Origin of the sequence: Endozoicomonas sp. ALB032 (assembly GCF_049310125.1) — a bacterium.
Classification (GTDB): domain Bacteria; phylum Pseudomonadota; class Gammaproteobacteria; order Pseudomonadales; family Endozoicomonadaceae; genus Endozoicomonas_A.
Map to the genome: position 1 here is coordinate 3447299 of NZ_JBLYNW010000001.1, position 22711 is coordinate 3470009.

The following is a 22711-nucleotide window of genomic DNA, read 5'->3' on the forward strand; positions in this document are numbered from 1 at the left end:
TTGTTTGAGCTTTTTCAGGCTGCCTCGGTCTCTTCATTTTTTTCCTGTCTGGGCAGACCGTAAATGGTTTTTACACCACCCCACTCATCAACAGACTCCACATGCACATCAAAGCCCCACAGTCTGTGGATATGTTTGATGATTTCACGAGTACTGTCAGAATCTACCGGGCGACCCCGGTGCATGAAGTGGCGCATGGTAATGGAGCGGTCACCGCGGGTGTTTACGCTGTATACCTGAATGTTGGGTTCACGGTTGCCCAGATTGTACTGTGCGGCAAGAGATTCCCTCACCTTTCGGTAGCCGGAGTCGTCATGAATGGCGCTGACTTCAAGATATGGGTTGATTTCATTATCGTCGATGCAGAACAGCTTCAGATCTCTCATCACCTTGGGTGAAAGATACTGCATGATGAAACTTTCATCCTTAAAGTTCTTCATGGCGAAGTGAACGGCTTCCAGCCAATCCGAACCGGCCAGATCAGGGAACCAGCGACGATCTTCTTCTGTCGGGTTTTCACAGATCCGGCGGATGTCCTGAAACATCGCAAAGCCCAGAGCGTATGGATTTATGCCACTGTAACGGGGGTCATCAAAATCAGGCTGGAACACCACGCTGGAGTGCGAATGTAGGAACTCCATGATGAAGCCTTCTGTAATGTGACCCTCGTTGTACATTTCGTGCATCAGGTGGTAGTGCCAGAAGGTTGCCCAACCTTCGTTCATGACCTGAGTCTGACGCTGAGGATAGAAGTATTGAGCCACCTTGCGAACGATCCGTATGAGTTCTCGTTGCCAGGTATCCAGTAGAGGGGCGTTTTTCTCTATGAAATAGAGAATGTTCTCTTCCGGATCTCTTGGATAGCGCTCAGTCTGCTTTACTTCATTCTCTTCACGAAGAGGAATGGTTCGCCACAAGTCATTCAGGTTGCGCTGAATGTATTCTTCACGCTCTTTGATTCGCGCTTTCTCTTCCTCTGGTGAAATAGGACGAGGGCGCTCATAGCGATTGACACCCTGATTCATTAGAGCGTGACAGGCATCGAGCAGCTCTTCCACTGCGTCAACACCGTGCTTTTCTTCACACTCTGCAATGTAGTTTTTAGCGAACAGCAGGTAGTCAATAATGGAGTCTGCATCTGTCCACTGCCGGAACAAATAGTTACCCTTGAAGAAAGAATTGTGTCCGTAACATGCGTGTGCGATAACCAGTGCCTGCATAGGCATGGTGTTTTCTTCCATCAGATAGGCAATACAAGGATTGGAGTTGATCACAATCTCATAGGCCAGACCCATTTGTCCGCGCTGGTAGTTTTGCTGGTTACTGAGAAACTGCTTACCGAAGCTCCAGTGGTTGTACATGAGTGGCATACCCACAGAAGCATAAGCATCGAGCATCTGTTCGGAACTGATGACTTCTATCTGGTTGGGGTAGGTGTCCAGTTGATAGCGTGCTGCCAACTTTGCCAGTTCTCTGTCGTATTCTTCCAGCAGTGCAAAAGTCCACTCTGAGCCTGTGGAAATAGGCTCTGCACGACGTGGTGGCTTCTGAACACTGGCAGCTTCGGAGGAAGGCCCTGCTGTATGCGGATCAGTGTCCTGCTCATAGCGTTCCCTGTCAGGCATTTTGACCCTCCTTCTTTTCGAACAGTTTGCGGAACACCGGATAGATCTCTCCAGCATGTCGTATCTGCTGCATGGCAAAATGACCTTCGTGGTTCTTTTCGATGGTTTTGTATTCATGCCACAGGTTCTGGTGGTGACGATCAGTAATTTCTACATAGGAGTAGTACTGAGTCAGCGGCAACAGTTTGTCGACAATAATATTACGGCACTTGGCAGAGTCTGCTTCCCAGTTATCGCCGTCAGACGCCTGGGCTACATAGATGTTCCACTCACCGGGGGAATATCTCTCAGTCACTATTTCGTCTGTCAGTGTCAGTGCTGAGGATACAACGGTGCCACCGGTTTCCCGGGCATAGAAGAAGTCGTGCTCGTTACACTCACGGGCTTCACTGTGGTGACGAATGAAAACAACTTCAATTTTTTCGTAATTGCGCTCCAGGAACAGGTAGAGCAGCAGGAAAAAGCGCTTGGCAATGTCCTTGATTTCACGGGTCATAGAGCCCGACACGTCCATAACACAGAACATGACCGCCTTGCTTGAAGGCTGCGGCACTTTTACCAGGTTGTTGAACTTAAGATCGAACTCGTCGATAAAGGGCAGACGCTTGAGTTTTTTGTTCAGCTCAGCAATCTGATCCTTCAGCTCTTTTCTCAGAACTTCATCGTTGCTTTCCGGGCTTACTTCCATTTCACGCAGTTGACGTTTCAGGGCACGAATCTCTTTTCTTTCTTTACCGGAAAGAGCAATTCGACGAGCGTGAGCTGCTCTCAGGGAGCGAACTACGTTCAACCTGTCAGGAGAGCCCGCAGTCGTATAACCTGCTCTTTTCAGTTTAAAGTCGGTGGAATCCCTGAGTTCTTTGCGAACAAGATTGGGCAGCTCGAGATCTTCAAAGAGATATTCCAGGAACTCTTCACGGTTAATGGAAAAAATGAAATCGTCTTCACCGGAACCGCTGTTGCTGGCCTCGCCTTCACCGCTGCCCTGACCAGCTCCGCCCTGAGGGCGCTGGAAACGATCGCCGGCAGTGAATTCTTTGTTGCCCGGATGAACCTGTTCCACACGGCCACCGCGACCATGATGAAAAACCGGTTCTGACACGTCTTTTCTGGGAATGCTGATGTCACTGCCGCTGTCAACGTCAGTAATAGAGCGTTGATCGACAGCATCCTGAACTGCCTCTTTTACCAGACCTTTATAGCGCCTCAGGAAACGCTGACGGTTGACCGTACTTTTCTTTTTCGCATTGAGGCGCCGGTCAATTATTATGCTCATAGGACGCTCTCCTTGGGTGCTTAGCCCTGGCTGCTTGTTCTATCCAGAACTATTTTCCTGGTGCCATGGCCATGTCGTTCTTTGAACAATGACCATTTTTCCTAATTAAACAAGATGCACAAGCGCCCGCAAAGGCGCTGTGGTGATTAATCAAGAACGCTGCCATGGGCCGCAAATGGGCTCATGACTTACTGTGACTTACGAACCCGAATGTACCACTCGGACAGCAGGCGAACCTGTTTTTCTGTATATCCATACTCAACCATGCGCTTAACAAAGTCTGCGTGTTTGCGTTGGTCTTCGTTCGAGCCTTTGGCATTAAAGGAGATCACTGGCAGCAGATCTTCTGTGTTGGAGAACATCTTCTTCTCGATCACCGCACGCATTTTCTCGTAGCTCAACCAGCTTGGGTTCTTGCCTTCGTGGTTGGCTCGGGCACGCAGAACAAAGTTAACCACTTCGTTACGGAAGTCTTTCGGGTTCGCGATGCCAGCAGGCTTCTCGATTTTTTCCAGCTCGTCATTCAGGGCGCTGCGGTCCAGAATGTGTCCGGTATCGGGATCACGAAATTCCTGATCCTGAATCCAGAAATCAGCGTAAGTGATGTAGCGATCAAAGATGTTCTGCCCATAATCGGAGTAGGACTCCAGGTATGCGGTCTGAATTTCCTTACCCAGGAACTCAACATATTTGGGTGTCAGATATTCCTTGATGAAGCGCATGTAGCGATCAGTCAATTCATCCGGGAACTGCTGCTGTTCAATTTGTTGTTCCAGAACGTACATCAGGTGCACAGGGTTGGCTGCGACTTCGGTGGAGTCAAAGTTGAAGACCTTGGACAGAATCTTGAACGCAAAGCGGGTAGAGAGTCCGTCCATGCCTTCGTCAACACCGGCTGAATCTTTATACTCCTGCAGAGGCTTGGCGTTAGGGTCGGTGTCCTTCAGGTTCTCACCGTTATAGACCCGCATCTTGGAGTAAACGGAAGAGTTCTCGGGCTCTTTGATGCGGGACAGAACAGAGAACTGGGCCAGCATTTTCAAAGTGTCAGGTGCACAGGGCGAATCTTTCAGAGAGCTGTGTTCAAGCAGCTTTTCGTAGATACCCACTTCTTCATTGATGCGTGTGCAGTAAGGAACCTTAACGATGTTGACACGATCAATAAATGCTTCGTTGGTCTTGTTGTTACGGAAGGTCTGCCACTCGGATTCGTTGGAGTGCGCCAGCAAGATACCTTCAAAAGGAATGGCCCCCATACCTTCTGTAGAGTTGTAGTTACCTTCCTGAGTGGCAGTCAACAGTGGGTGTAGAACCTTTACAGGTGCCTTGAACATCTCCACGAATTCCATCACACCCTGGTTGGCACGGCACAGTGCGCCAGAGAAACTGTAGGCATCCGGATCGTCCTGAGAGAATTCTTCCAATTGACGGATATCTACTTTGCCAACCAGGCTGGAAATGTCCTGGTTGTTCTCATCACCTGGCTCAGTCTTGGCAATAGCCACCTGATTTAAACGACTAGGGTAGACTTTAACAACACGGAATCTGGAAATATCGCCACCAAATTCGTGCAGGCGTTTAACCGCCCAGGGAGACATGATGTATTTCAGGTAGCGGCCGGGAATGCCGTATTCTTCGGTTAGAATCCTGCCGTCTTCGTCGGGATTAAACAGACCCAGTGGTGATTCAAATACGGGCGAGCCCTTGATGGCATAGAATGGTTTCAGTTCCATCAAAGCTTTGAGACGCTCAGCAAGAGAGGACTTACCGCCACCTACCGGACCCAGCAAATAAAGAATCTGTTTCTTCTCTTCCAGACCCTGTGCAGCATGTTTAAAGTAAGAAACAATCTGTTCGATCGCTTCTTCCATGCCATAGAACTCTTCAAAAGCAGGATAGCGCTTGATCAACTTATTGGAAAAAATACGACTCAGACGTGGGTCACGAGACGTATCGATAATGTCTGCTTCGCCAATGGCTGACAGCATTCTCTCTGCCGCATTGGCATAAGCACCAGGGGTGCTCTTGCATAGGTCGAGGTATTCCTGAAGGCTCATCTCCTCTTGCTGAGTTGATTCATACCTTTCCTGATAGTGAGAAAAAATAGACATATCCGGCTCCCCCTCGCCACGACCTCCATGATCATAGGCGTACTTATTTTATTGTTGGTCTGGGCACTGTAATTTGAACGCGAATTGTTACTGCGATTCACACGACACTGTAACTTTATAAGTGCTCTGTGTGTGTTGGTCACAGTAAATGTTATAGAGACTATCCGTATAAATGTCTACTTCTTTTCGGACTTTTTCTTGTCTGGGTAGAGGAGGGTAACTTGTTGATAAAAAAGGAAAAATATAATTTTCGAGAGAGTTAGCCAATCTATCTTATAGGGGTTTTCAGACAGTCACCAGTGAAAAATTTTGAACGTTGAAGTTGTAAGGAGAGCCGTCGTTCAGGAGTTTGATCTTGAGCACTCTTTACCTCAAGGTGGGCAGTAAACACTAAGATCAAGGCTATTGGCAATATGACTAATCATTTTCATGGCTCGAACACTGTTGCCAGCCTCGTCCAGTGGTGGTGAGAATCCGGCAATGGCCATCATTCCGGGAACAACAGCCACTACGCCACCGCCAACACCGCTCTTACCCGGCAAGCCCACCAGAAATGCCCAGTCCCCGGAATAGTCATACATACCCTCCATCGTCATTTCTGCGAGAATAGGCGCGATATGTGCCTGGTCAATTACCTTTTCTTTCGTGACCGGATTTACCCCACCATTAGCCAGTGTCCCGCCAAGGGTTGCCAGATCATCACAACTAACTAAAGTTGAGCATTGACGTGTATATACATCACAGGCATCCATTGGATCGCTGAAGCAGTTGTCTGCTGCATACAATAACCATGCGATGGCCCGGTTATGAAAGTTGGTCTCTTGCTCGGAAGTGTTAACATCCTCTGAGAGACAAACGTTTTGGGACATCATTTTCCTCTGGAAATCAAGGATCATCTGCCAGCGTGACTCTTTATCGGGAGCATTAATAAAGCTTACAGTAGAAATGGCACCGGCATTAACCAGAGGTGTCAGCGGCTTGTCTTGATGTACTGTAAGTGCCAGAACAGAGTTAAATGGCAACCCCGTAGGCTCAGCCCCGATTTTTTTTCTAACCTCTTCGGAGCCTTTTTGTTGCATAGCCAGTGACATTGAGCACACCTTACTGATGGACTCAAGGGCAAAAGCATAATCGTAATCACCACTATGAATGATTGTTCCATCACAGCAGGATATGGATATGGCACATAAATCAGGAGGGACGCTGGCAAGGAACGGAATATAATCGGCATTTTTCCCATCAAGACAAGCCTTGCCAAGTATCAGGGCTTCATTGGCAAGATCCTGTAACTGAGTTGTGTTGAAGCTCATGCCTGATCTCCTTTAATTTCAACCTGATTCTCAGCCCTCTTCTTGTGTAACCATTGAAAATGTTGTTTTGTCAGGTGTGTGGTGTGAGTATCAGATTCATTGGGGATGCCTGGGTGAGTACCCTCAATCTCCCAGGTAAACGGAGCAAAGTCGGCATGCTCGTCTTTCCAGTGCGGCTTCCGACAGGCATAAATGATAAAAGGAAGTATGATAAAGAGGATGGTAAGAGCGATCAGAATGAACACGAAAGTGGTTGGACTTCCTATAGCAATCTGGTTTGGCGGAATAAAACTGAAGATAAACGCAATCATTGATCCAAAAAGGCCAATGCCTGCAACCAGATACATACCACCTTTGCCACCGGGCACACTGTATGGTCTTGGGCGATTGGGTTGAGTAAAGCGCAGATGTATTGCCGCAGCAAACATAAGAAGGTACATCACGAGATAAAGAATAACCGTAAGTTGGCTGAGAATCTGGTAGGCAGCCTGCACAGAAGGCATTACCACAAAGAGCACGGACAAAACACTGACTATTCCAGCCTGGAATAACATGATGTGAGTTGCCATATCATGCTTATTAGTGTGCTGCCAGAACCGTGGTAGATAACCTGCCTTTGCAACAGTTAACAAACCCGAAGACGGGCCTGCAACCCATGTGACAATGCCGGCAAGAACCCCGATAGCAAGGCAAATGGCCGTAATCGGGGCAAGGAAGCCCAGACCTGCCCACTTGAATAGATCGTGATACGCCACCAGAAGTGACTGTGTCAGATTAATATCTGACTGAGGAATAATAAAACCAATAGCCAGTGTGCCAAAAACAAATATCGCTACTGTTCCAATGGAGGCTACGGCGATGGCCATCGGGTAAGATTTTGACGCGTTATCCAGCTCTTTTACATGGATTGCATTCATTTCCATGCCGCCATAAAAGAGAAAAATGCTGGCAGCCAGTACAATGTTGCTGAAATTAGTGAAGTCAGGAAGAATGTCATCCCACTTAAGTTCAATATGAATTGGCTGATCACTGAACAGGTAGCTGAATCCCAAAACAATCAAAGCAGCGGCTGGAATAATTGTACCAATCATCCCTCCCCACTTCGAAACTTTAGAGAATGCGTCTACGCCCCGAAACGCGATAAAAGTGGCCAACCAGTAGATGACAAGAACAACAGCAAGCACAAATAGTTTATTGGAAGACAGGGCCTGATCCCAGGTTTGGTCCGGTCCAACAAATGCCAGAGATACTGCGCCAAAAGTTAATGCAGTAGGAAACCACACACTGACTTCAATAAATAACATAAACATGGCCAGAAAAGCCCATCTCGGGCCAAAGGCTTCTCCAACCCAGCGGAATACACCGCCTTTTTCAGGCCAGCCGGTAGCAAGTTCTGCGGCAACAAGAGATACCGGTATCAAAAAGACTACTGCTGCAAAGATGTAGTAGAAAACTGAACTAAGCCCATATTCAGCCTCTGCGGGTAAGCCACGAAGGCTGACTACCGCAACGATGTTCATAATTGCCAGTGTAAAAACTGTGAACTTCTTAACACTGACTCCAGTAGAGGAATTGTCAGCCATAAGGTGTTTACCTCATTCCAGACATTGTTACCCTGGGAGGGGGGAGTTGTCTGATAAAAGAGTCAGGCTAGCCTGAGCAGAGGTGAGTCATTTGGACTTGAAGCCAGTGTGGTTATAGCTCGATGAATCCCCTTCGTTACCCGAATTTTCTACAGGATGATTCTCAAAGTAATCAAGGCAACGTCTGAGGTCATCAATCAGTAAGTCTGACAGATCCCGACTGAAACCATGACGAACGAGAATCCTCATGATAACCAGATCCTCACGGTTGGCTGGCATTGAATAGGCTGCAATCTGCCAGCCCCTGATGCGAATGCGATCCGACAGGTCATATAGGTTAAAGCCGGGGTTAACGTTCTGCTTCAGTGACCAGCTTATGGCCGGGATCCCGCCGTTTCCATTGTAGATTACGTCGAACAAACCCAGGCTTTCGATCTTTTTGCTGAGGTATTGGGCTGTGTCATAACAGGCTTGCTGTATACGTTGATAACCCTCTTTTCCAAGACGCAGGAAAATATAGTATTGAGCCGCAATCTGACCTCCGGGACGGGAAAAGTTCAGAGCAAAAGTTGGCATATCACCGCCAAGATAATTGACCCGGAAAATCAAATCCTCAGGCAAATCTTCATGATCTCTCCAGATGACCCAGCCAACGCCTAGAGGCGCCAGACCAAATTTGTGACCGGAGGCGTTGATGGACTTTACCCTTGGCAGTCTGAAATCCCAAAGTAAATCTGGCTGGCAAAAAGGAGCAAGAAAGCCCCCACTTGCAGCGTCGACATGCACCGGGATATTGAGACCAGTATCCTCCTCAAGTTTATCCAAAGCCTTGCAAACCGCCTCTACTGGTTCATACTGGCAGGTAAAGGTGACGCCCAGTGTTGGAATGACACCAATCGTGTTTTCATCGCAGCGCTTAACGGCTTCTTCCGGAGTCATTATAAGACGGTCGCCTTCCATTGGAATCTCACGAAGTTCTATATCCCAATAACGGGCAAATTTGTGCCAGCAGATTTGCACTGGACCGCAAACAAGATTCGGCCTGTCAACAGGTTTGCCCTGTTGCCTCATCCGCTCACGCCATCGCCACTTAAGAGACATACCGCCGAGCATGGCAGCTTCGCTTGAGCCAGTAGTGGAACAGCCCAAGGTGTTTGCTGCATCCGGTGAATTCCACAAATCAGCCAAAATATGCACACATCGTCTTTCCAATTCTGCTGTTTGAGGGTATTCATCCTTGTCGATCATATTTTTGTCGACACATTCATCCATGATTGCATGAATCTCCGGATCTACCCACGTCTGGCAAAAGGTAGCCAGATTCTGACGGGAATTACCGTCCAGCATCAGCTCATCATGAACGACCTGATAAGCATGCCGAGGATCTTCGGATGTTTTCGGCATTTCGTACCTGGGCATACTGACGGACAAATCAGACGATGCGTAGACGTCATCAGTCTTTTGATAGTCCCTGCTATAACTTCGATGGATAGAGTGAAGAGGCATGGCTGCAGTTCCAAATCACTGGAAACGAGAGATAACTGACATTAGACGTGACAGGATAAAACGGTAACAAGAGTATAGCAAAGTTCTTGGAAGTAGGCTGAGATGACGAAAAGATTACGAAAAGTCGGCCCCGAGCAATACCCTTAAATGCAATTTTGGTAACACTTTTATCTCCTGAAAAGCGCCATCAGTGAATAACTGAGAGCAGTGCAATGAATACCCTTAACTTAATCGAACAACTCGCCATTATCACAGGCTTTTGCCAGTCATGGAAAGTTGTCATAAAGGGCGTTGTCAGACAGTCACCAGTGAAAAAAATTGAACGTTGAATTCGTAAGGAGAGCTGTCGTTCAGGGGACTGATCTTGAGCCATCTATACTCGCACTAGTCGATTTTATGATACATCCGGCTTGGTTGAAGATAATGAAATGCTTTTGTTCCCGTAAATCTTGTTTTTCAACTTGAACCGGTCGTAATGCCATATCCAAAGTTGGGGGTTTTCCCTGATCACCTGTTCCATTCTGTGCATCAGTTGTTGAAGGTCGTGCTGGGTGTCCAGTTTTCTGTTACCGGTTCGGGTCAGTGGCAGAGGCTCAAAATGCAACTGCCATTGATTATTTTCAAACGTGCAGTAGTGAAAGAGAACGGGAGTTTTTAGAAGATGAGCTGTCATGATTCCGCAGGCAGGTGCCCGGGTTGCCTGTCCAAAAAATGTTACAGGCATCTCTTTTGAGCGGAGATCGCTGTATAGAAATACGGCTTTTTTCTTTTTCAGAGCCTGAAGCAGGGCAGTGGGGTCACCTTTCACAATGGGCTCAATGCCGACCCTCAAAAGAAATGCTTTTCCGAACTTATGAGTCAAAGGCGACTGCTTTCCTGAACCAATCAGGGTAGTTGCCGGTAAACCCCGTTGTGAGAGTGCCAGGGTTCCCAAATCAGGAGGGCCCAAGTGGAGAGAGAGTACAACCACACCCTTGTTTTCTGAAAGGGCGCGGGCAATGACATCCTGATTGTTGAGCAGATAAGGCACTTTATCAAGAAAAGGCAGGGTAAGAATATAATCAACGGTGTGACGTGCAGACTGTCGAATGATCTGTTTATGCGTCTTCTCGGATACAGGCAATAGAGCTAGTTGTAGTGACGCTCGGGCAATATGCCCCTTTTTAGCTCGCAAGACGTAAGAAAATATCAGGCCTATGACAGAATAAAGCACCTGAGGCGTTCGGGACAAGAGCCCGATTAAGAGATCCAACACTGAGTCCTTCCAGCCGGACTTTAAGAGTATCGCCATTTTTATTCTTGTTATGTAAAAAAATTGTGACAACCAGATTAGGTGAAGGAATGCTTTATTACCAGTCGATGGGCAAAATTTGTACTTTGTTGTTTATGTTGCACAACGCCCCGCATACAGGGAAGTTGCTTAGATGCTGTATTAAATGCGGTCATTGTGTTGAGCCTTAATGAGCTTCCCGTCGGGTTATGTTTTTGAAAGAGATGAGCTAAATCGCTGTTTTCTAGTTAATTTACTTGTTGATTTTATTTACAATAAGGGTCACTCTTCATTCCATCAAGGAATGCTGCCCTGATAATATTTGTTGGCCTTGGCTATGGGTAATCACAACAGGATTCCTGATTTGAGGCTGCTTAGCTGGATAGTTGTTTAATGATTTTTCTTTCCTACCTGCTGCTCGGTGCTCTGGCCGGGACTCTGGCCGGTCTGTTCGGGATTGGTGGAGGGCTGATAATTGTTCCGGTGCTGGTATTTAGTTTCGAACTGCAAGGATTATCTCCCGATATTCTCACTCATCTGGCTGTGGGTACCTCGCTTGCCACTATTGTTGTTACTTCAGTCAGCTCCATTAGGACTCATAATGCCAAGGGTGCTGTTCAGTGGCCTGTTTTCAGCGTTTTGGCTCTGGGGATTCTGTTGGGTTCATGGCTGGGGGTTTACACAGCGATCCAGATGTCAGGTTCTATGCTTCAGAAACTTATTGGGGCATTTGCCCTGGCAGTGGCTGCAAAGATGTGGTTTGGCTTCAAGCTTTCTGAAAGCAGCAAGGTACCGGCACGACCAATACTGGTGGCAGCTGGAGGTGTCATCGGTTGGGCTTCCAGTATGTTTGGCATCGGGGGTGGAAGCCTGTCGGTACCCTTTTTGCGCAAGTGCAATCTCTCAATGACTGATGCGGTGGGGACTTCTGCTGCATGTGGTTTACCGATTGCTCTTGTGGGAACTGCTGCGAACATGTTTCTGGGTTGGGAAAACGAGCTGCTGCCGACGATGAGCACTGGCTATGTCTATTGGCCGGCATTTCTTGGCATTGTCTTGACCAGTATGCTCTTCGCCCGCTTTGGCGCTCAGTTAGCCCATAAGCTGCCTTCCGAAAAGCTGCAAAAACTCTTTGCTCTCCTGCTAGTGATAGTAGGGTTTAAGTTTCTTTTCTCAATGTAAAAGAGTCCGGCCAGCTGGCTCACTCCTCTGTACAGCTGATACACTGGTCCAACTCGTATCCATGGCACTCCACTCGAACTGAGAGAGAGGGGTGTGTAATAGCAAACCTTGAGAACTATCCGGAATCCTCCTGTGATCCCATATCCTCAAATTGATCCCGTTGCGATCAGCCTTGGGCCACTCAAAGTCCACTGGTACGGCCTGATGTATCTGGTGGGTTTTGCCGGAGGCTGGTGGCTTGCGGTCCAGAGAGCCAGGAAATCAAACGGCTTATGGAATCCCGAACAAATCGGGGATTTATTGTTCTACATAGCTGTCGGGGTCATAGTAGGTGGGCGCATGGGCTATGTGCTGTTCTACAACTTTGATTATTTTCTGCAAAATCCGCTCTGGCTATTCAGTATCTGGGAAGGTGGCATGTCTTTCCACGGTGGTCTGCTGGGGGTTCTGCTGGCCGTATTCCTCTTTGGTCGCAGGATTGACAAGAACTTCTTTCAGATGACGGATTTTATTGCCCCTTTCATTCCACTGGGGTTGGGTATGGGCCGTCTGGGTAACTTTATAGGTGGTGAGCTATGGGGAAGGGTAACTGATGTTCCATGGGCTATGGTATTTCCGACAGACCCCTCCCGGATGCCAAGACATCCATCACAGCTTTACCAGTTTGTTATTGAGGGTGTCATCCTGTTTGGAGCACTCTGGTGGTTCTCGGCCAAACCACGTCCCCGTATGGCTGTATCGGGACTATTCTTGTTGATCTATGGCATCGGACGCTTCTGCGTAGAATTCGTAAGGCAACCCGACCAGCAGCTGGGCTTTATTGCTTTTGACTGGATGACCATGGGGCAGTTGCTGACAGTGCCCATGATTTTTCTGGGTGTGGCGCTTATGGTGGTAGCCTATAAAAAGTTCCCACTGGTGGATGGTCAGAATCAGGATGACCGGGCCTGGTTGAAAAAGTATAAACCCAAGCCCGCTAAGGAAGTCAGCCATGAGCGTTAATAACAGCCATGAGCGTTAATAAAATAAAGGATCAATGTCATGAAACAGTATCTTGATCTCCTGCGTCATGTAAAAGAGCAAGGAACTTTCAAATCTGATCGGACCGGCACTGGAACCTACAGTGTTTTTGGTTATCAAATGCGCTTTGATCTGTCGAAAGGTTTCCCCTTGGTTACCACCAAGAAGTGCCACCTGCGCTCCATTATTCATGAGCTGCTCTGGTTCCTGAAGGGCGACACTAATATCGCCTATCTGAAGGAAAACGGTGTCAGAATCTGGGACGAATGGGCGACGGACGAAGGTGATCTGGGCCCTGTTTATGGCAAGCAGTGGCGGAGCTGGGAAGGTGTAAACGGAGAAACGTTTGATCAGATACAGTGGCTGCTGGATGAAATAAAAACCAATCCAGATTCCAGAAGGCTGGTCATCAGTGCCTGGAATCCCAGTGTGCTGCCGGACGTAAAGTTCAGCCCTAAAGACAATGCCGCGATGGGTAAGCAGGCCTTACCTCCCTGTCATTGTCTGTTTCAGTTCTATGTTCTGGACGGCAAGCTGTCCTGCCAGCTCTACCAGCGCAGTGCTGATATTTTCCTGGGTGTGCCTTTTAATATCGCCTCTTATGCACTACTCACCATGATGATTGCCCAGGTCTGTGACCTGGAGCTGGGGGATTTTGTTCATACCTTTGGTGATGCCCATCTATACTCCAACCATCTGGAACAGGCAGAAGAGCAGCTAACCCGCAAGCCACTTCCCTTGCCAACAATGAAGTTGAATCCTGTCATCAGGGAGCTGTTTGAATTTACTATTGATGACTTTGAGTTGGTTGATTACCAGGCTCATCCTCATATCAGGGCGGCTGTTTCGGTTTAATCAGTTTTCGAGGTTTTCAAGTGCTCTGACGTATCAGGCCAGAGGCCGTTGTTACGTCAGATTGAATCATTAATTTTCTTCTTCGTCGAAGGGGGGGGCAACATGGATGGAGTTGAGGATTGAGAACGTCGCGGTATCAGCCTGGGCTTTTACTCCATAGTATTCAACATAGACTTCTGACTGCGATATAGCGGAATCTTCTGCATAGCGACAAATGGCTTCGCTGTCCGTGTATAACTTAACAACGTTAGGCACTTCTACTTCATAAGTTTCATAGGTTAAAACCGTTCTGTGTTCATATTCACGCTTATCGACATTGTATTCAAGAGACGGTTTATAAGTCGGCCTGCTTTTCAGACTCCTGGCGGTGCCACCCAAATGAAGGTATACCGTACATTTGTGGTTCAGTAGCCAACGGGCTACATGGAGCACCAGGCCGAATGTTTGCCGCTGAGTGTAGGTTCCTGAATTTTTTATCGTCGGATTTAAATCTATGCCATTAGGGTATTGTGTAAATGAAGGCGTTTTGGAAAAGCTGCTCTCAACCGGTTGGACATCAATCACTCGATAACCACTGTTAGTAGCGAAGGGGTTAGACCAAAATGGATATTGGTATCTGATCACTAAAGGTTTCCTGGAAACTCTCAGTTTGTCCCAGAGGTAATAAAATTCAGGTTGTACCGATACCTCGTAGGTTTTGGCTGGGTAGTTTGTGCCATTCAAGGTGCCTTTCCCTGCCAGAACTTCCAGCTCTCCGGATTCCCAGATAAAGCCCACTTCCCAGCCTTTTGAGGAAACCGTGCCAACCAGGAAACCAGTTTTCCACCACCCTTCTTTGTCTGCCTGCACCTGCTCGGAGAGCAGTTCGGGTTTTAAGGGGGGCGCAGACCAGGCAGGCAGACAAAATACCGAGATTAAGAGGCCGCGGAGCCATTGAGAGCCTTTCATAATGGTGTCCTTACCAGATAGTGAAGTCATAAAGTTCAGACTAGCATTACGTCTGAGGGAGTGTCTTAGGCTTTTTCCGTATTACTGAAGAAAGACCATACTGATAAAGTATCTTAAGGAAATACAATGTCCACGTGGTCAACCAGTATGATGCCTTATCCTGCGTGGATCGCTGCAAGACGAAGGAGAGATTAAATAACCCATGAAATTGTATGCCAGACAACAGGGAGAAGGTGAGCACCTGGTTAGTGTGCACGGATTATTTGGATCACAGGAAAACCTGGGGGCTATCAATCGGCAGCTTGCAGAAAGATTCATGGTACACGGTCTGGATGTACGCAACCATGGTCGCTCTCCCCATGATGATGCAATGGATTATCCTGTCATGGCTGCCGATGTCGTTGAGTACCTGGATGATCAGCAGATTGAGAAAGCACACCTGCTAGGACACTCTATGGGCGGTAAAGTCGTTATGGAAGTGGCTTTGACTCACCCTGAGCGGGTAAACAAGCTGGCTGTTATGGATATAGCTCCCGTGCATTACAGGGTGCGACGGCACGACGATGTTTTTGCAGGTTTGTTTGCTGTTGATCTTGAGACTATACAGAAGCGTGGCGATGCCGATCATGCTCTGCGCCAGCATGTAGAAGAGTTGGCTGTTCGAACATTTCTTCTGAAGAACCTTTATCGCAATGACGAGGGAAATTACCGCTGGAGAATGAACCTGGAAGCGATTCATCATAACTACCTGAATATTTCTGCGGGTCATTCCGGAAAGGAGTCTTTTGAAGGTGATGTATTATTCCTGAAAGGCGGTAACTCGGATTACATTCTCGCAGAACACCGGGAAGAAGTACTTAAACGATTTCCAAAAGCAGCCATGAGAGAAATTGCCGGTACAGGACATTGGTTGCATGCCGAAAAGCCAGAATTGGTCGCTCGTACTTTGATGCGCTTTCTTGAATCCTGAAGTAACAAGAAAAGCCGCCTCAGACGGGCGGCTTTACTGTATCAACTTCAATGCCTGGGTTGTTCACCCTCTATGTCATCCCATTGACTGTAATCGTCATCGTCATCTAAATCGTCGTGGGAATCGGCGAGGTTTTGACGGAGGGACTTTTTATCCCAATAATCTTCAATGCCTTGTCGAATGGATTTCTTCTTTCTCTGCTTGCAGCGTTCCTTGGCGGTTTGTCTCTTTCTGAATTCCTGACCTGAATCCCAAAAGATCTTATCCTGGTCATCGAACTGCATTGACCTAACCCTGGACATAATCTTACTTCCTTTTTTACTACTCCTAATTATCAATCTAGAAAAAAACAGTCAGGGTTCTAATAAAAAATGCTGATATTGAAGGGGGTTATCAATAGCCGTTAGCAGTGAGATCCGGTTTTAAAGAGTAGCCTTCCAGTCGAACCACCCGTGTATGTAAGGTGCCATCAGGCATTAGCTCAAGCTCTCGATAGCCTGGCCAGCGGTCATCCAGCATAAAATTATCGCACTCAGGCTTGAACTGGACACAAGTAGAAGGGGTAGAAAGAAACCGGGTATTTTTGATGGTCTGATCCCGTTCCTGATGGATATGACCATTGATAACCACCCGGACATTGGAGTATGACTGGATCAGGCTCATAAACTGTTCAGCGTTCTTCAGGCTGATAGCGTCCAACCACTGACTCTCAATGATGTAGGCCGGATGGTGAAAAGCCACCAGTGTGTGTTTATGCGGGGTCTCAGAGAGGTGTTTTTCCAGAAGCTGGAGCTCTTTGTCCGATAAAAAGCCCGGAACCTGCCCCGGAATCTGGGAATTAAGCATAATGATCTGCCAGGAGCCTGAATCCAGATAAGGACTCATGGCTTGCGGGCTGACCTGTTGCATCAGTTGAGCATCATCATGATTTCCACAAGTCCAGAGATAAGGTTTCTCACTGGTATCCAGAACCGTTTTCAACGATTGGTAGGATTCCAGGCTCTCGTCCTGGGTAAGGTCTCCGGTGACAAGGAAAATGTCCGGGTTAAAGGACGAGGATTGAATCTTCTCCCAAACGTCGAGAAAACTCTGATTGGTGTCTGCTCCCATCAATCTGCGATCAGAAGAGCCGAACAGATGGGTATCCGTTAACTGAATGATGCGTATTCCGGTCATAGGTCCTCTGATAATTCATAATGGGTGCAGCGAGTCTTCTTCATAATTTTATCAGGGAGGCCAGAATAAAGCAGTCACTCTTCGCACGTCTTCAGTTCATATCAGATTTGACTTAAACCATGAGTCAGACAGAAGTTCAGCCATTCGGAAAAAAGCTGATTCAACTGTTCCTTTTCGTCAGGCATGAGCATCTTTTCATTGGGATAAGGATAGATAGCCTTGAAGTGTCGTTCTTTATTGACACTGATGATCTCGGCCATTCTGACATCCAGATAAATTCGGATTCGGAACTCGGGCAGCCTCAGCCACTCACCCCAGGCTGCATCCAGATCGACTTGCAGAACGGTCGTAAAAGGAGCCCGCTCGAGCACCTGAAACCATGCCTGTCCTTTCTTGCCAGCGAAATAAAATGAAAGAGCAACGTTATCTTTTTGCTCAAGATCGGGCAGCAGAAGCATGAGTTTATGAAAATTCCTTTCACACAAGTTTTGCTGCTTGATGAGGTCGGCTTTGTAGCGAGCCTTTTCTGTCCTGGTGTCCATATGCTCAATTGTAGTGCATGGCCGTGCTAAAGAGGAAGGTGACCAGTCTTGATCATAACGATAGTGTCTTCCGTTGCCGGTTCAAGATCGTAATTAAAATGTGGGGTTCGTATCCATGTGCCAGCAGGCCAGTCTCCTGAAGCCGTCGAAAGCTTACCAGAAATAACCAGTATTTCTAGTCCTCCAGACCTGTCTTGCAGAGACAGGGTTTTCCCTGCAGGAATTCTGAGGGTAGAAACTTTCTCATCTTTAAACTGATATAGAAACACTTCAGCAACACCGGTTGAATCATTCCGGCCCAGGGCTTCGAACATATTGTCTCGAACAGTTTGCCTGTCTGACGGATCAAACTGACATAGCTTCACGAATATCACGCAGCCTTCTTTACTGAAAGGCGCGTGCTGGCTGCCTGGTGGATTTCGCAGATAGCTACCTGGACCAAAATCTCCCGTTTCGTCGGAAAAAGTTCCTGAGAGTACCAGAATTTCCTCACCATTCGGGTGAGGGTGCGCAGGAAAACTGGCACCGGCAATATACTGAACGATGCTGGTGGCATGTCCTGACTCCTTATCTTCCCGAGCCAGTGGCTTACGGAACACTTTACTGGCGGGGCTTGGTTGCCACTGCTGATTTTCGGTTTGAATAACAACGGATTCCTTAAAGTTCATGTTCAGCATGGAATATTACCTGTTTAACTATAAGACAATGGATGACCATTCGGTGTCGGTTTCCTGATCAAACAATTATTGGATTCATGGTCGCCTGTATTAAGAAGCCAGTTCAAATCTTTTCACATTGAGTTTATTGCTTTTGACGACAGGTAAACTAGTGTAAATTCAGCGAGTTGCGCTTGAGTAACAACGGGTAAACCGACATTATTGTTCGGCTTTCGGGCCCATTTTTCAAGGAACTGGAGATATGCCAAAAACTTATCTTAAAGGCTTTTTACTGGCAGCCCTGGCCAGCTCAATTATGTCTGCCCAAGCGGCTGAGACTGAATACAACTTGCTGGAAGTATATAATCTGGCGTTGAAAAATGATGCCCAGCTGGCCGCTGCACGTGCCGATATGATGGCGACTCAGGAAGGTAGCACCCAGGCAAGAGCCCTGTTGCTGCCCAATTTGTCTTTGTCGGGTGGAACTCAGTACAACAAAACATCCCTCGAGGCAACAGTCAGTGACGTTAAAGACGACTATAACTCTCATACTTGGGGAGCCACTTTAAGCCAGCCATTATTCAATATGGCCAGCTGGTTTGGTTATGATACCGCCAAGTTTCAAAGTGCCCAGGCGGAAGTCACTTTTAGCTATGAGCAACAGAATCTTATTCTCAGGGTTGCAGAAGCCTACTTCAATGTGCTTAGAGCTGAAGACAGTCTGATCACCTCCATAGCCGAAGAAAAAGCGGTTAAACAGCAGCTGGATCAGGCTCGTGAACGTTATAATGTGGGTCTTATTGCGGAGACTGATGTTCTCGAAGCCAGGGCGCGCTACGACGGCGCCCGGGTGGCCCGGATTGATGGTGAAAACAGCCTCTCGGTGTCTTATGAAGCGCTGCGCACAATCATCAATAAAGATGTTCGGGACATTGGCAAGCTGAACAAGACCATGCCTGTCACTGCTCCCACGCCCGCTAGCTCTGATGACTGGGTAAACAGCGCGCTCAAGAATAACCTGAAGCTCGAGGCAGCGCGTGAAAGCCTGAAGGCAGCAGAGAGCAATATCAAGGCCAAGCAGTCAGGACATGCACCTACAGTTGATGCTTTTGCCAGTTATAACTACAACTCCAGTGATGCTGACTCTGCCAAAAGATTTGATCCCAATACCGGCGCAATGATGACAGGTGATGGTGACCAAACCGTAGTAGGCGTTAAATTTACCCTGCCACTGTTTGCCGGTGGTGCAACCAGCTCTCAGGTTCGCCAGGCGACTTACCAGATGGAATCGGTTCAGCAGAATTACGACAAGGCGTTGCGCGAGATTAACTCCGGTACCCGTAACCTGTTCCGCACCGTCAATTCTGATGTCGCTCGTGTAGAAGCCCGTTGTCAGGGTATTGTCTCTTCTGAAAGTGCGTTGAAAGCGACAGAGAGCGGCTATGAAGTTGGTACCCGTAACATTACCGATGTTCTCGATGCCCAGAAGACACTGTTTGCTGCCCAGCGTGATTACCTGAATGCCCGCTACGACTTTATCGTGAACACATTGAAGCTGAAGCAGACAGCAGGTACCCTGAATCCGGAAGACCTTACCCAGCTGAATAACTGGATAGTGTCTTCAGAGGAGATGTCCATTCCTGCCCAGTGTCGTGCTAACTGACAGAGACATTTTGGTTTAAACAGGCTTGGATAATAAAATAATAGCGCTGGTTTCAGCGCTATTATTTTATCCATAGATCTAAAGCGTTAAAAATCACAGAGCAAGTGTAATAACTCGAATTACTTTTATTATCTCTATTTTGTATTCATACAATGCTAATACATCACCACTTAATGATGCAGTCAGTAGTTTAGACTCCCCTATTGATGAGATGACCGTCGACAATAAAAGCCTGGCAAGAGCATCTAATTCACTTTTTGGCTGCCTTGAGGTTGAGTGGTAAAGCTATTTTTTGAAATACCGATAACAATAAAAATACTTGAGTCGAAAAAATGTTTAAAAAGCATCTGGTAATATTTCTGTTCTGCTTGATGTATCCTTTTTCTTTAAAAGCAGATTTTAAAGGGCTTCCAAAATTGCCAGATTTTGGAAAAGTTAACTCATACTATGATGCCGTCAGAATACTTTTCGATGATCATTTACAAGAGATAGAAGAAATAAAGACTTCTGGCGGCCAGGTTGAAAAAGTCTTTTCTGTTATATCTCTGAACAAAAGATGGTTTGTTAAAATTACAAGAGAAGACTGCGAGTCATGTGAAAACACTCATTTTGATACTGAGTGGAAATTAAAGAAAGAATATAAGAATTATTCATGGCTTGGTTTAAAAAATGCAGAACTGGTATTTCCTGAAAAAGGTGAAACCTTTATTCTGGAAAATAAAAAACATTTGGTTGCCAGATATGCCTGGGTTCCTGGTGAAACATTATCAGATATTTACAGTAAGTATTTTAACGAAAAGAAACCTTGAAGAAAGCATTTTATCGCTACGGGCAGGTTTTATCAGTTAATCATCTTGACCCTGAAAAGCCTAGGAGCCTTATATGGTCCGCCCCGTTTTGCAAGAGCCTGTTTTGTTAATTAGCAAACAAAGATAACTGCAATCATATATACGGCCTATTCATGAGGTCTAACCCTCTGGCCCTGATGGGTATCCGCGCAACCTGGCCTTATCAGTCCGACGGCCTCAAGGGCCAAGACTCCTATCAGGTTTCAGGTTGCCGGTTTTTACCTGTTTGCCATCAACTGTACATGCTCATCGCAATCTGCGGGGGGGGTTCCCCTTTGATTAAGCTTATGCTTTACTTTGCCGCTGCCGCCTTTACCTCATTATGCAGCCTTGTAAACTTCATTTCGGGTCATGATGACCCAGACAATCCGAGCCATTTTATTAGCCAGACCAACGGCGGCAACGTTGTGATTGCTGCGCTCATTAAGTTGGCTAACCCATTTTTTACAGCGGTCATCCTTATTTTTGAGGCAGTGGAGTACCGAACGTGCGCCGTGTATCAATAATGTGCGCAGGTATTTATCACCCCGTTTACTGATGCCCAGCAGGACTGACTTACCGCCTGTGGAATGCTGTCTTGGAACTAATCCCAACCATGCGGCAAGGTGTCGACCAGATTTAAAATACGTCGCATCACCAACGGCTGCCTTCAATGCTGTGGCAGTGATGGCTCCGATACCCGGCATAGTCATCATTCGACGACATTCGTCGTCGTTTTCAGCCAGCTCCTGAATTTTCTGGTCATACTGTTGAATACGCTTGTCAAGACTGGCCAACTCTTCTGATAAACCATGTAGCAGCTCACGAGTCAGCGAATGGAGTCCATTTTCAGCATCTTCCAGAATTCGTGGAAGCTGTGCACGAACTTTACCAATACCCTGGGCAACCACAATACCTTCTTCCAATAGTGACCCCCGGATCTGGTTAACCAGGGCAGTTCTCTGATCAACCGCTTGTTGACGATAGCGGTGCAGAAGTTGCCAGGCCTGCTGCTCTGACGTTTTAACAGGTACAAAACGCATGCTGGGCCGTGAAGCTGCTTCTGCAATCGCTTCAGCATCGTTGTAGTCATTTTTGTTGGTCTTGACATAAGGCTTGACAAATTGAGGTGAAATCAGCTTGACAGTATGCCCATAGTTCTTGAATAACCGAGCCAAATAGTGAGCACCACCACAAGCTTCCATAGCGATAATGCATGGCTCCAGATTTGCCACGTACTCCAAAAGGTTCTTCCTGGACAACTTCTTTCTGATGACTTTGCTACCCTGGTCATCAACACCAAACAGGTGAAAGTTGTTCTTGCCAATATCGATACCAAGTACTGAAATAGTCATGGGTGGTTCGCTCCGGTTAATCCTGTTTAAATGGTTAACTCCATTTTGGCTCATTTGAAGCCGTTTAGGAGGGGCGGACCATCCCATTAGACCGAGAATAGACTGCCCTACTGCGGCGGCAGCAAATTGGTCTGAAAATCCGCTTTTGTTCGTCAAATAGCTCGCTATTCTCCTCACAAAACCGAATTTTCATCCTCAATTTTCTGCCGTCCTCGCTACGGGCGCTATTCTCGGTCAGGCTCCTAGTCACGATATAGATGTCATATTAAATAGATCTGTAAGGCTACATCTTAGTGATAGAAATACCAGGAATGAAAAATATCATGAAGATAAAGATAAAATATATATCTTGGATTTAGCGGATGATAATAGATATATTGGAAGAGAAGTTAAAGTGAAAGAAGAATTAGGGTTGTGGCTATTAAATATGATTGATCTTTATGATGAGCTGGACACCGATGCAAATTGCGGAAGAAATCATGAATGTCTGTTAATCCCTTTTAATAGTTTTACACAAGGGTACATATCCTCACTTCCAATGTACAGTTCCAATGTTATTCTAGCTATGCTGAAGACAAAATATTTAGAAATAGTAAAAAATATTTACAAAGCCGGTTATTCTGAATTTTGTTTGCTGGAAGACAGTTTGAGCGCTGACAACTGGCATGGCAGCTAATGCTTTTAGCAAAGGTGGCGAACACAGTGAGCCATGATACTCCCCCGATAAAATAGACACAGGTCCTACGGCTAAATTGCCACTTCGTATTCTACCGGAGGTCGATAATTTAAAAGGTGCGCTTCGAGTCAATGGATTCATGAGGTAGAACGACGCAGGA

20 protein-coding genes are annotated in these 22711 nt (G+C 46.9%); 7 read left to right on the plus strand and 13 right to left on the minus strand.

Features of this window, described 5'->3' with window-relative positions:
* Window positions 1–14 precede the first annotated feature (14 nt).
* The 7 genes from ACO6VG_RS12885 to ACO6VG_RS12915 form a co-directional block, all read right to left on the minus strand.
* Window positions 15–1625 carry a SpoVR family protein gene (locus ACO6VG_RS12885; protein ID WP_422474254.1) on the minus strand — a complete coding sequence of 537 codons (1611 nt, stop codon included), beginning with the start codon at window positions 1623–1625 and terminating at the stop codon, window positions 15–17.
* Entirely contained in the window at window positions 1618–2901 is a 1284-nt protein-coding gene (locus tag ACO6VG_RS12890; protein WP_422132650.1) for a YeaH/YhbH family protein, read from the minus strand. The genes ACO6VG_RS12885 and ACO6VG_RS12890 overlap by 8 nt, the downstream gene beginning before the upstream one ends.
* A 188-nt stretch (window positions 2902–3089) precedes the next feature.
* The gene (locus ACO6VG_RS12895; protein ID WP_422132651.1) at window positions 3090–5012 is read right to left on the minus strand and encodes a PrkA family serine protein kinase; all 1923 of its coding nucleotides are present in this window, start codon (window positions 5010–5012) and stop codon (window positions 3090–3092) included.
* Between the two features lie 371 nt (window positions 5013–5383).
* On the minus strand, window positions 5384–6322 hold the full coding sequence (glsA, locus tag ACO6VG_RS12900; RefSeq protein WP_422474256.1) for a glutaminase A: 939 nt from the start codon (window positions 6320–6322) through the stop codon (window positions 5384–5386).
* Window positions 6319–7905: a putative glutamine/gamma-aminobutyrate antiporter GadC gene (gadC, locus tag ACO6VG_RS12905; protein WP_422137295.1), complete on the minus strand. Its 1587-nt coding sequence runs from the start codon at window positions 7903–7905 to the stop codon at window positions 6319–6321. Before gadC ends, glsA begins: the two co-directional genes overlap by 4 nt.
* Before the next feature lie 87 nt (window positions 7906–7992).
* Entirely contained in the window at window positions 7993–9411 is a 1419-nt protein-coding gene (locus ACO6VG_RS12910) for a glutamate decarboxylase (protein WP_422132654.1), read from the minus strand.
* 394 nt (window positions 9412–9805) lie between these two features.
* A complete protein-coding gene (locus tag ACO6VG_RS12915; RefSeq protein ID WP_422132655.1) occupies window positions 9806–10702 on the minus strand; it encodes a lysophospholipid acyltransferase family protein in 897 nt (298 codons plus the stop codon).
* A 372-nt stretch (window positions 10703–11074) separates the two neighbouring features.
* Between ACO6VG_RS12915 and ACO6VG_RS12920 the strand changes: the two genes are divergently transcribed.
* The 3 genes from ACO6VG_RS12920 to ACO6VG_RS12930 all read left to right on the plus strand — a co-directional run bounded on the left by ACO6VG_RS12920 (window position 11075) and on the right by ACO6VG_RS12930 (window position 13738).
* Complete coding sequence (locus tag ACO6VG_RS12920) at window positions 11075–11863, plus strand: sulfite exporter TauE/SafE family protein (protein WP_422132656.1); 789 nt, start codon at window positions 11075–11077, stop codon at window positions 11861–11863.
* A gap of 132 nt (window positions 11864–11995) precedes the next feature.
* Entirely contained in the window at window positions 11996–12865 is an 870-nt protein-coding gene (gene lgt / locus ACO6VG_RS12925) for a prolipoprotein diacylglyceryl transferase (protein ID WP_422132657.1), read from the plus strand.
* Between the two features lie 39 nt (window positions 12866–12904).
* Window positions 12905–13738, plus strand: coding sequence for a thymidylate synthase (locus tag ACO6VG_RS12930; RefSeq protein WP_422132658.1), 834 nt, complete (start codon window positions 12905–12907; stop codon window positions 13736–13738).
* A gap of 69 nt (window positions 13739–13807) precedes the next feature.
* On the opposite strand, the gene ACO6VG_RS12935 is transcribed toward ACO6VG_RS12930, so the two are convergent.
* Window positions 13808–14716, minus strand: coding sequence for a hypothetical protein (locus tag ACO6VG_RS12935; protein WP_422474258.1), 909 nt, complete (start codon window positions 14714–14716; stop codon window positions 13808–13810).
* 172 nt (window positions 14717–14888) lie between these two features.
* On the opposite strand from ACO6VG_RS12935, the gene ACO6VG_RS12940 reads away from it, so the two are divergent.
* A complete protein-coding gene (locus ACO6VG_RS12940) occupies window positions 14889–15656 on the plus strand; it encodes an alpha/beta fold hydrolase (protein ID WP_422132660.1) in 768 nt (255 codons plus the stop codon).
* 47 nt (window positions 15657–15703) lie between these two features.
* Here the strand turns inward: ACO6VG_RS12940 and ACO6VG_RS12945 are convergent, their stop codons facing one another.
* From ACO6VG_RS12945 to ACO6VG_RS12960, 4 genes are all read right to left on the minus strand, one after another.
* The gene (locus ACO6VG_RS12945; RefSeq protein ID WP_422132661.1) at window positions 15704–15958 is read right to left on the minus strand and encodes a hypothetical protein; all 255 of its coding nucleotides are present in this window, start codon (window positions 15956–15958) and stop codon (window positions 15704–15706) included.
* 91 nt (window positions 15959–16049) lie between these two features.
* Window positions 16050–16832: a 3',5'-cyclic-AMP phosphodiesterase gene (gene cpdA / locus ACO6VG_RS12950; protein ID WP_422411355.1), complete on the minus strand. Its 783-nt coding sequence runs from the start codon at window positions 16830–16832 to the stop codon at window positions 16050–16052.
* Between the two features lie 101 nt (window positions 16833–16933).
* A complete protein-coding gene (locus ACO6VG_RS12955; protein ID WP_422132663.1) occupies window positions 16934–17374 on the minus strand; it encodes a DUF1249 domain-containing protein in 441 nt (146 codons plus the stop codon).
* Between the two features lie 26 nt (window positions 17375–17400).
* Window positions 17401–18051: a cupin domain-containing protein gene (locus tag ACO6VG_RS12960; protein WP_422411357.1), complete on the minus strand. Its 651-nt coding sequence runs from the start codon at window positions 18049–18051 to the stop codon at window positions 17401–17403.
* A 241-nt stretch (window positions 18052–18292) separates the two neighbouring features.
* Between ACO6VG_RS12960 and ACO6VG_RS12965 the strand changes: the two genes are divergently transcribed.
* Entirely contained in the window at window positions 18293–19693 is a 1401-nt protein-coding gene (locus tag ACO6VG_RS12965; RefSeq protein WP_422411359.1) for a TolC family outer membrane protein, read from the plus strand.
* Window positions 19694–20025: 332 nt separating this feature from the next.
* Window positions 20026–20502 carry a hypothetical protein gene (locus ACO6VG_RS12970; protein WP_422474260.1) on the plus strand — a complete coding sequence of 159 codons (477 nt, stop codon included), beginning with the start codon at window positions 20026–20028 and terminating at the stop codon, window positions 20500–20502.
* Between the two features lie 359 nt (window positions 20503–20861).
* On the opposite strand, the gene ACO6VG_RS12975 is transcribed toward ACO6VG_RS12970, so the two are convergent.
* On the minus strand, window positions 20862–21875 hold the full coding sequence (locus ACO6VG_RS12975; protein WP_422132667.1) for an IS110 family transposase: 1014 nt from the start codon (window positions 21873–21875) through the stop codon (window positions 20862–20864).
* Between the two features lie 349 nt (window positions 21876–22224).
* Between ACO6VG_RS12975 and ACO6VG_RS12980 the strand changes: the two genes are divergently transcribed.
* Window positions 22225–22551 carry a hypothetical protein gene (locus ACO6VG_RS12980; protein ID WP_422474262.1) on the plus strand — a complete coding sequence of 109 codons (327 nt, stop codon included), beginning with the start codon at window positions 22225–22227 and terminating at the stop codon, window positions 22549–22551.
* The last annotated feature ends 160 nt before the right edge of the window (window positions 22552–22711 follow it).

Bases quoted from the DNA above. Each gene is read 5' to 3' on its own strand.
- ACO6VG_RS12940 (WP_422132660.1), top strand. From the start codon at position 14,889: ATGAAATTGTATGCCAGACAACAGGGAGAAGGTGAGCACCTGGTTAGT.
- ACO6VG_RS12970 (WP_422474260.1), top strand. From the start codon at position 20,026: ATGTTTAAAAAGCATCTGGTAATATTTCTGTTCTGCTTGATGTATCCT.
- ACO6VG_RS12955 (WP_422132663.1), bottom strand. From the start codon at position 17,374: ATGGACACCAGGACAGAAAAGGCTCGCTACAAAGCCGACCTCATCAAG.
- ACO6VG_RS12915 (WP_422132655.1), bottom strand. From the start codon at position 10,702: ATGGCGATACTCTTAAAGTCCGGCTGGAAGGACTCAGTGTTGGATCTC.
- ACO6VG_RS12975 (WP_422132667.1), bottom strand. From the start codon at position 21,875: ATGACTATTTCAGTACTTGGTATCGATATTGGCAAGAACAACTTTCAC.
- ACO6VG_RS12935 (WP_422474258.1), bottom strand. From the start codon at position 14,716: ATGACTTCACTATCTGGTAAGGACACCATTATGAAAGGCTCTCAATGG.
- ACO6VG_RS12965 (WP_422411359.1), top strand. From the start codon at position 18,293: ATGCCAAAAACTTATCTTAAAGGCTTTTTACTGGCAGCCCTGGCCAGC.
- ACO6VG_RS12895 (WP_422132651.1), bottom strand. From the start codon at position 5,012: ATGTCTATTTTTTCTCACTATCAGGAAAGGTATGAATCAACTCAGCAA.
- cpdA (WP_422411355.1), bottom strand. From the start codon at position 16,832: ATGACCGGAATACGCATCATTCAGTTAACGGATACCCATCTGTTCGGC.
- ACO6VG_RS12930 (WP_422132658.1), top strand. From the start codon at position 12,905: ATGAAACAGTATCTTGATCTCCTGCGTCATGTAAAAGAGCAAGGAACT.
- ACO6VG_RS12945 (WP_422132661.1), bottom strand. From the start codon at position 15,958: ATGTCCAGGGTTAGGTCAATGCAGTTCGATGACCAGGATAAGATCTTT.
- ACO6VG_RS12920 (WP_422132656.1), top strand. From the start codon at position 11,075: ATGATTTTTCTTTCCTACCTGCTGCTCGGTGCTCTGGCCGGGACTCTG.
- glsA (WP_422474256.1), bottom strand. From the start codon at position 6,322: ATGAGCTTCAACACAACTCAGTTACAGGATCTTGCCAATGAAGCCCTG.
- gadC (WP_422137295.1), bottom strand. From the start codon at position 7,905: ATGGCTGACAATTCCTCTACTGGAGTCAGTGTTAAGAAGTTCACAGTT.
- ACO6VG_RS12960 (WP_422411357.1), bottom strand. From the start codon at position 18,051: ATGCTGAACATGAACTTTAAGGAATCCGTTGTTATTCAAACCGAAAAT.
- ACO6VG_RS12885 (WP_422474254.1), bottom strand. From the start codon at position 1,625: ATGCCTGACAGGGAACGCTATGAGCAGGACACTGATCCGCATACAGCA.
- ACO6VG_RS12890 (WP_422132650.1), bottom strand. From the start codon at position 2,901: ATGAGCATAATAATTGACCGGCGCCTCAATGCGAAAAAGAAAAGTACG.
- ACO6VG_RS12910 (WP_422132654.1), bottom strand. From the start codon at position 9,411: ATGCCTCTTCACTCTATCCATCGAAGTTATAGCAGGGACTATCAAAAG.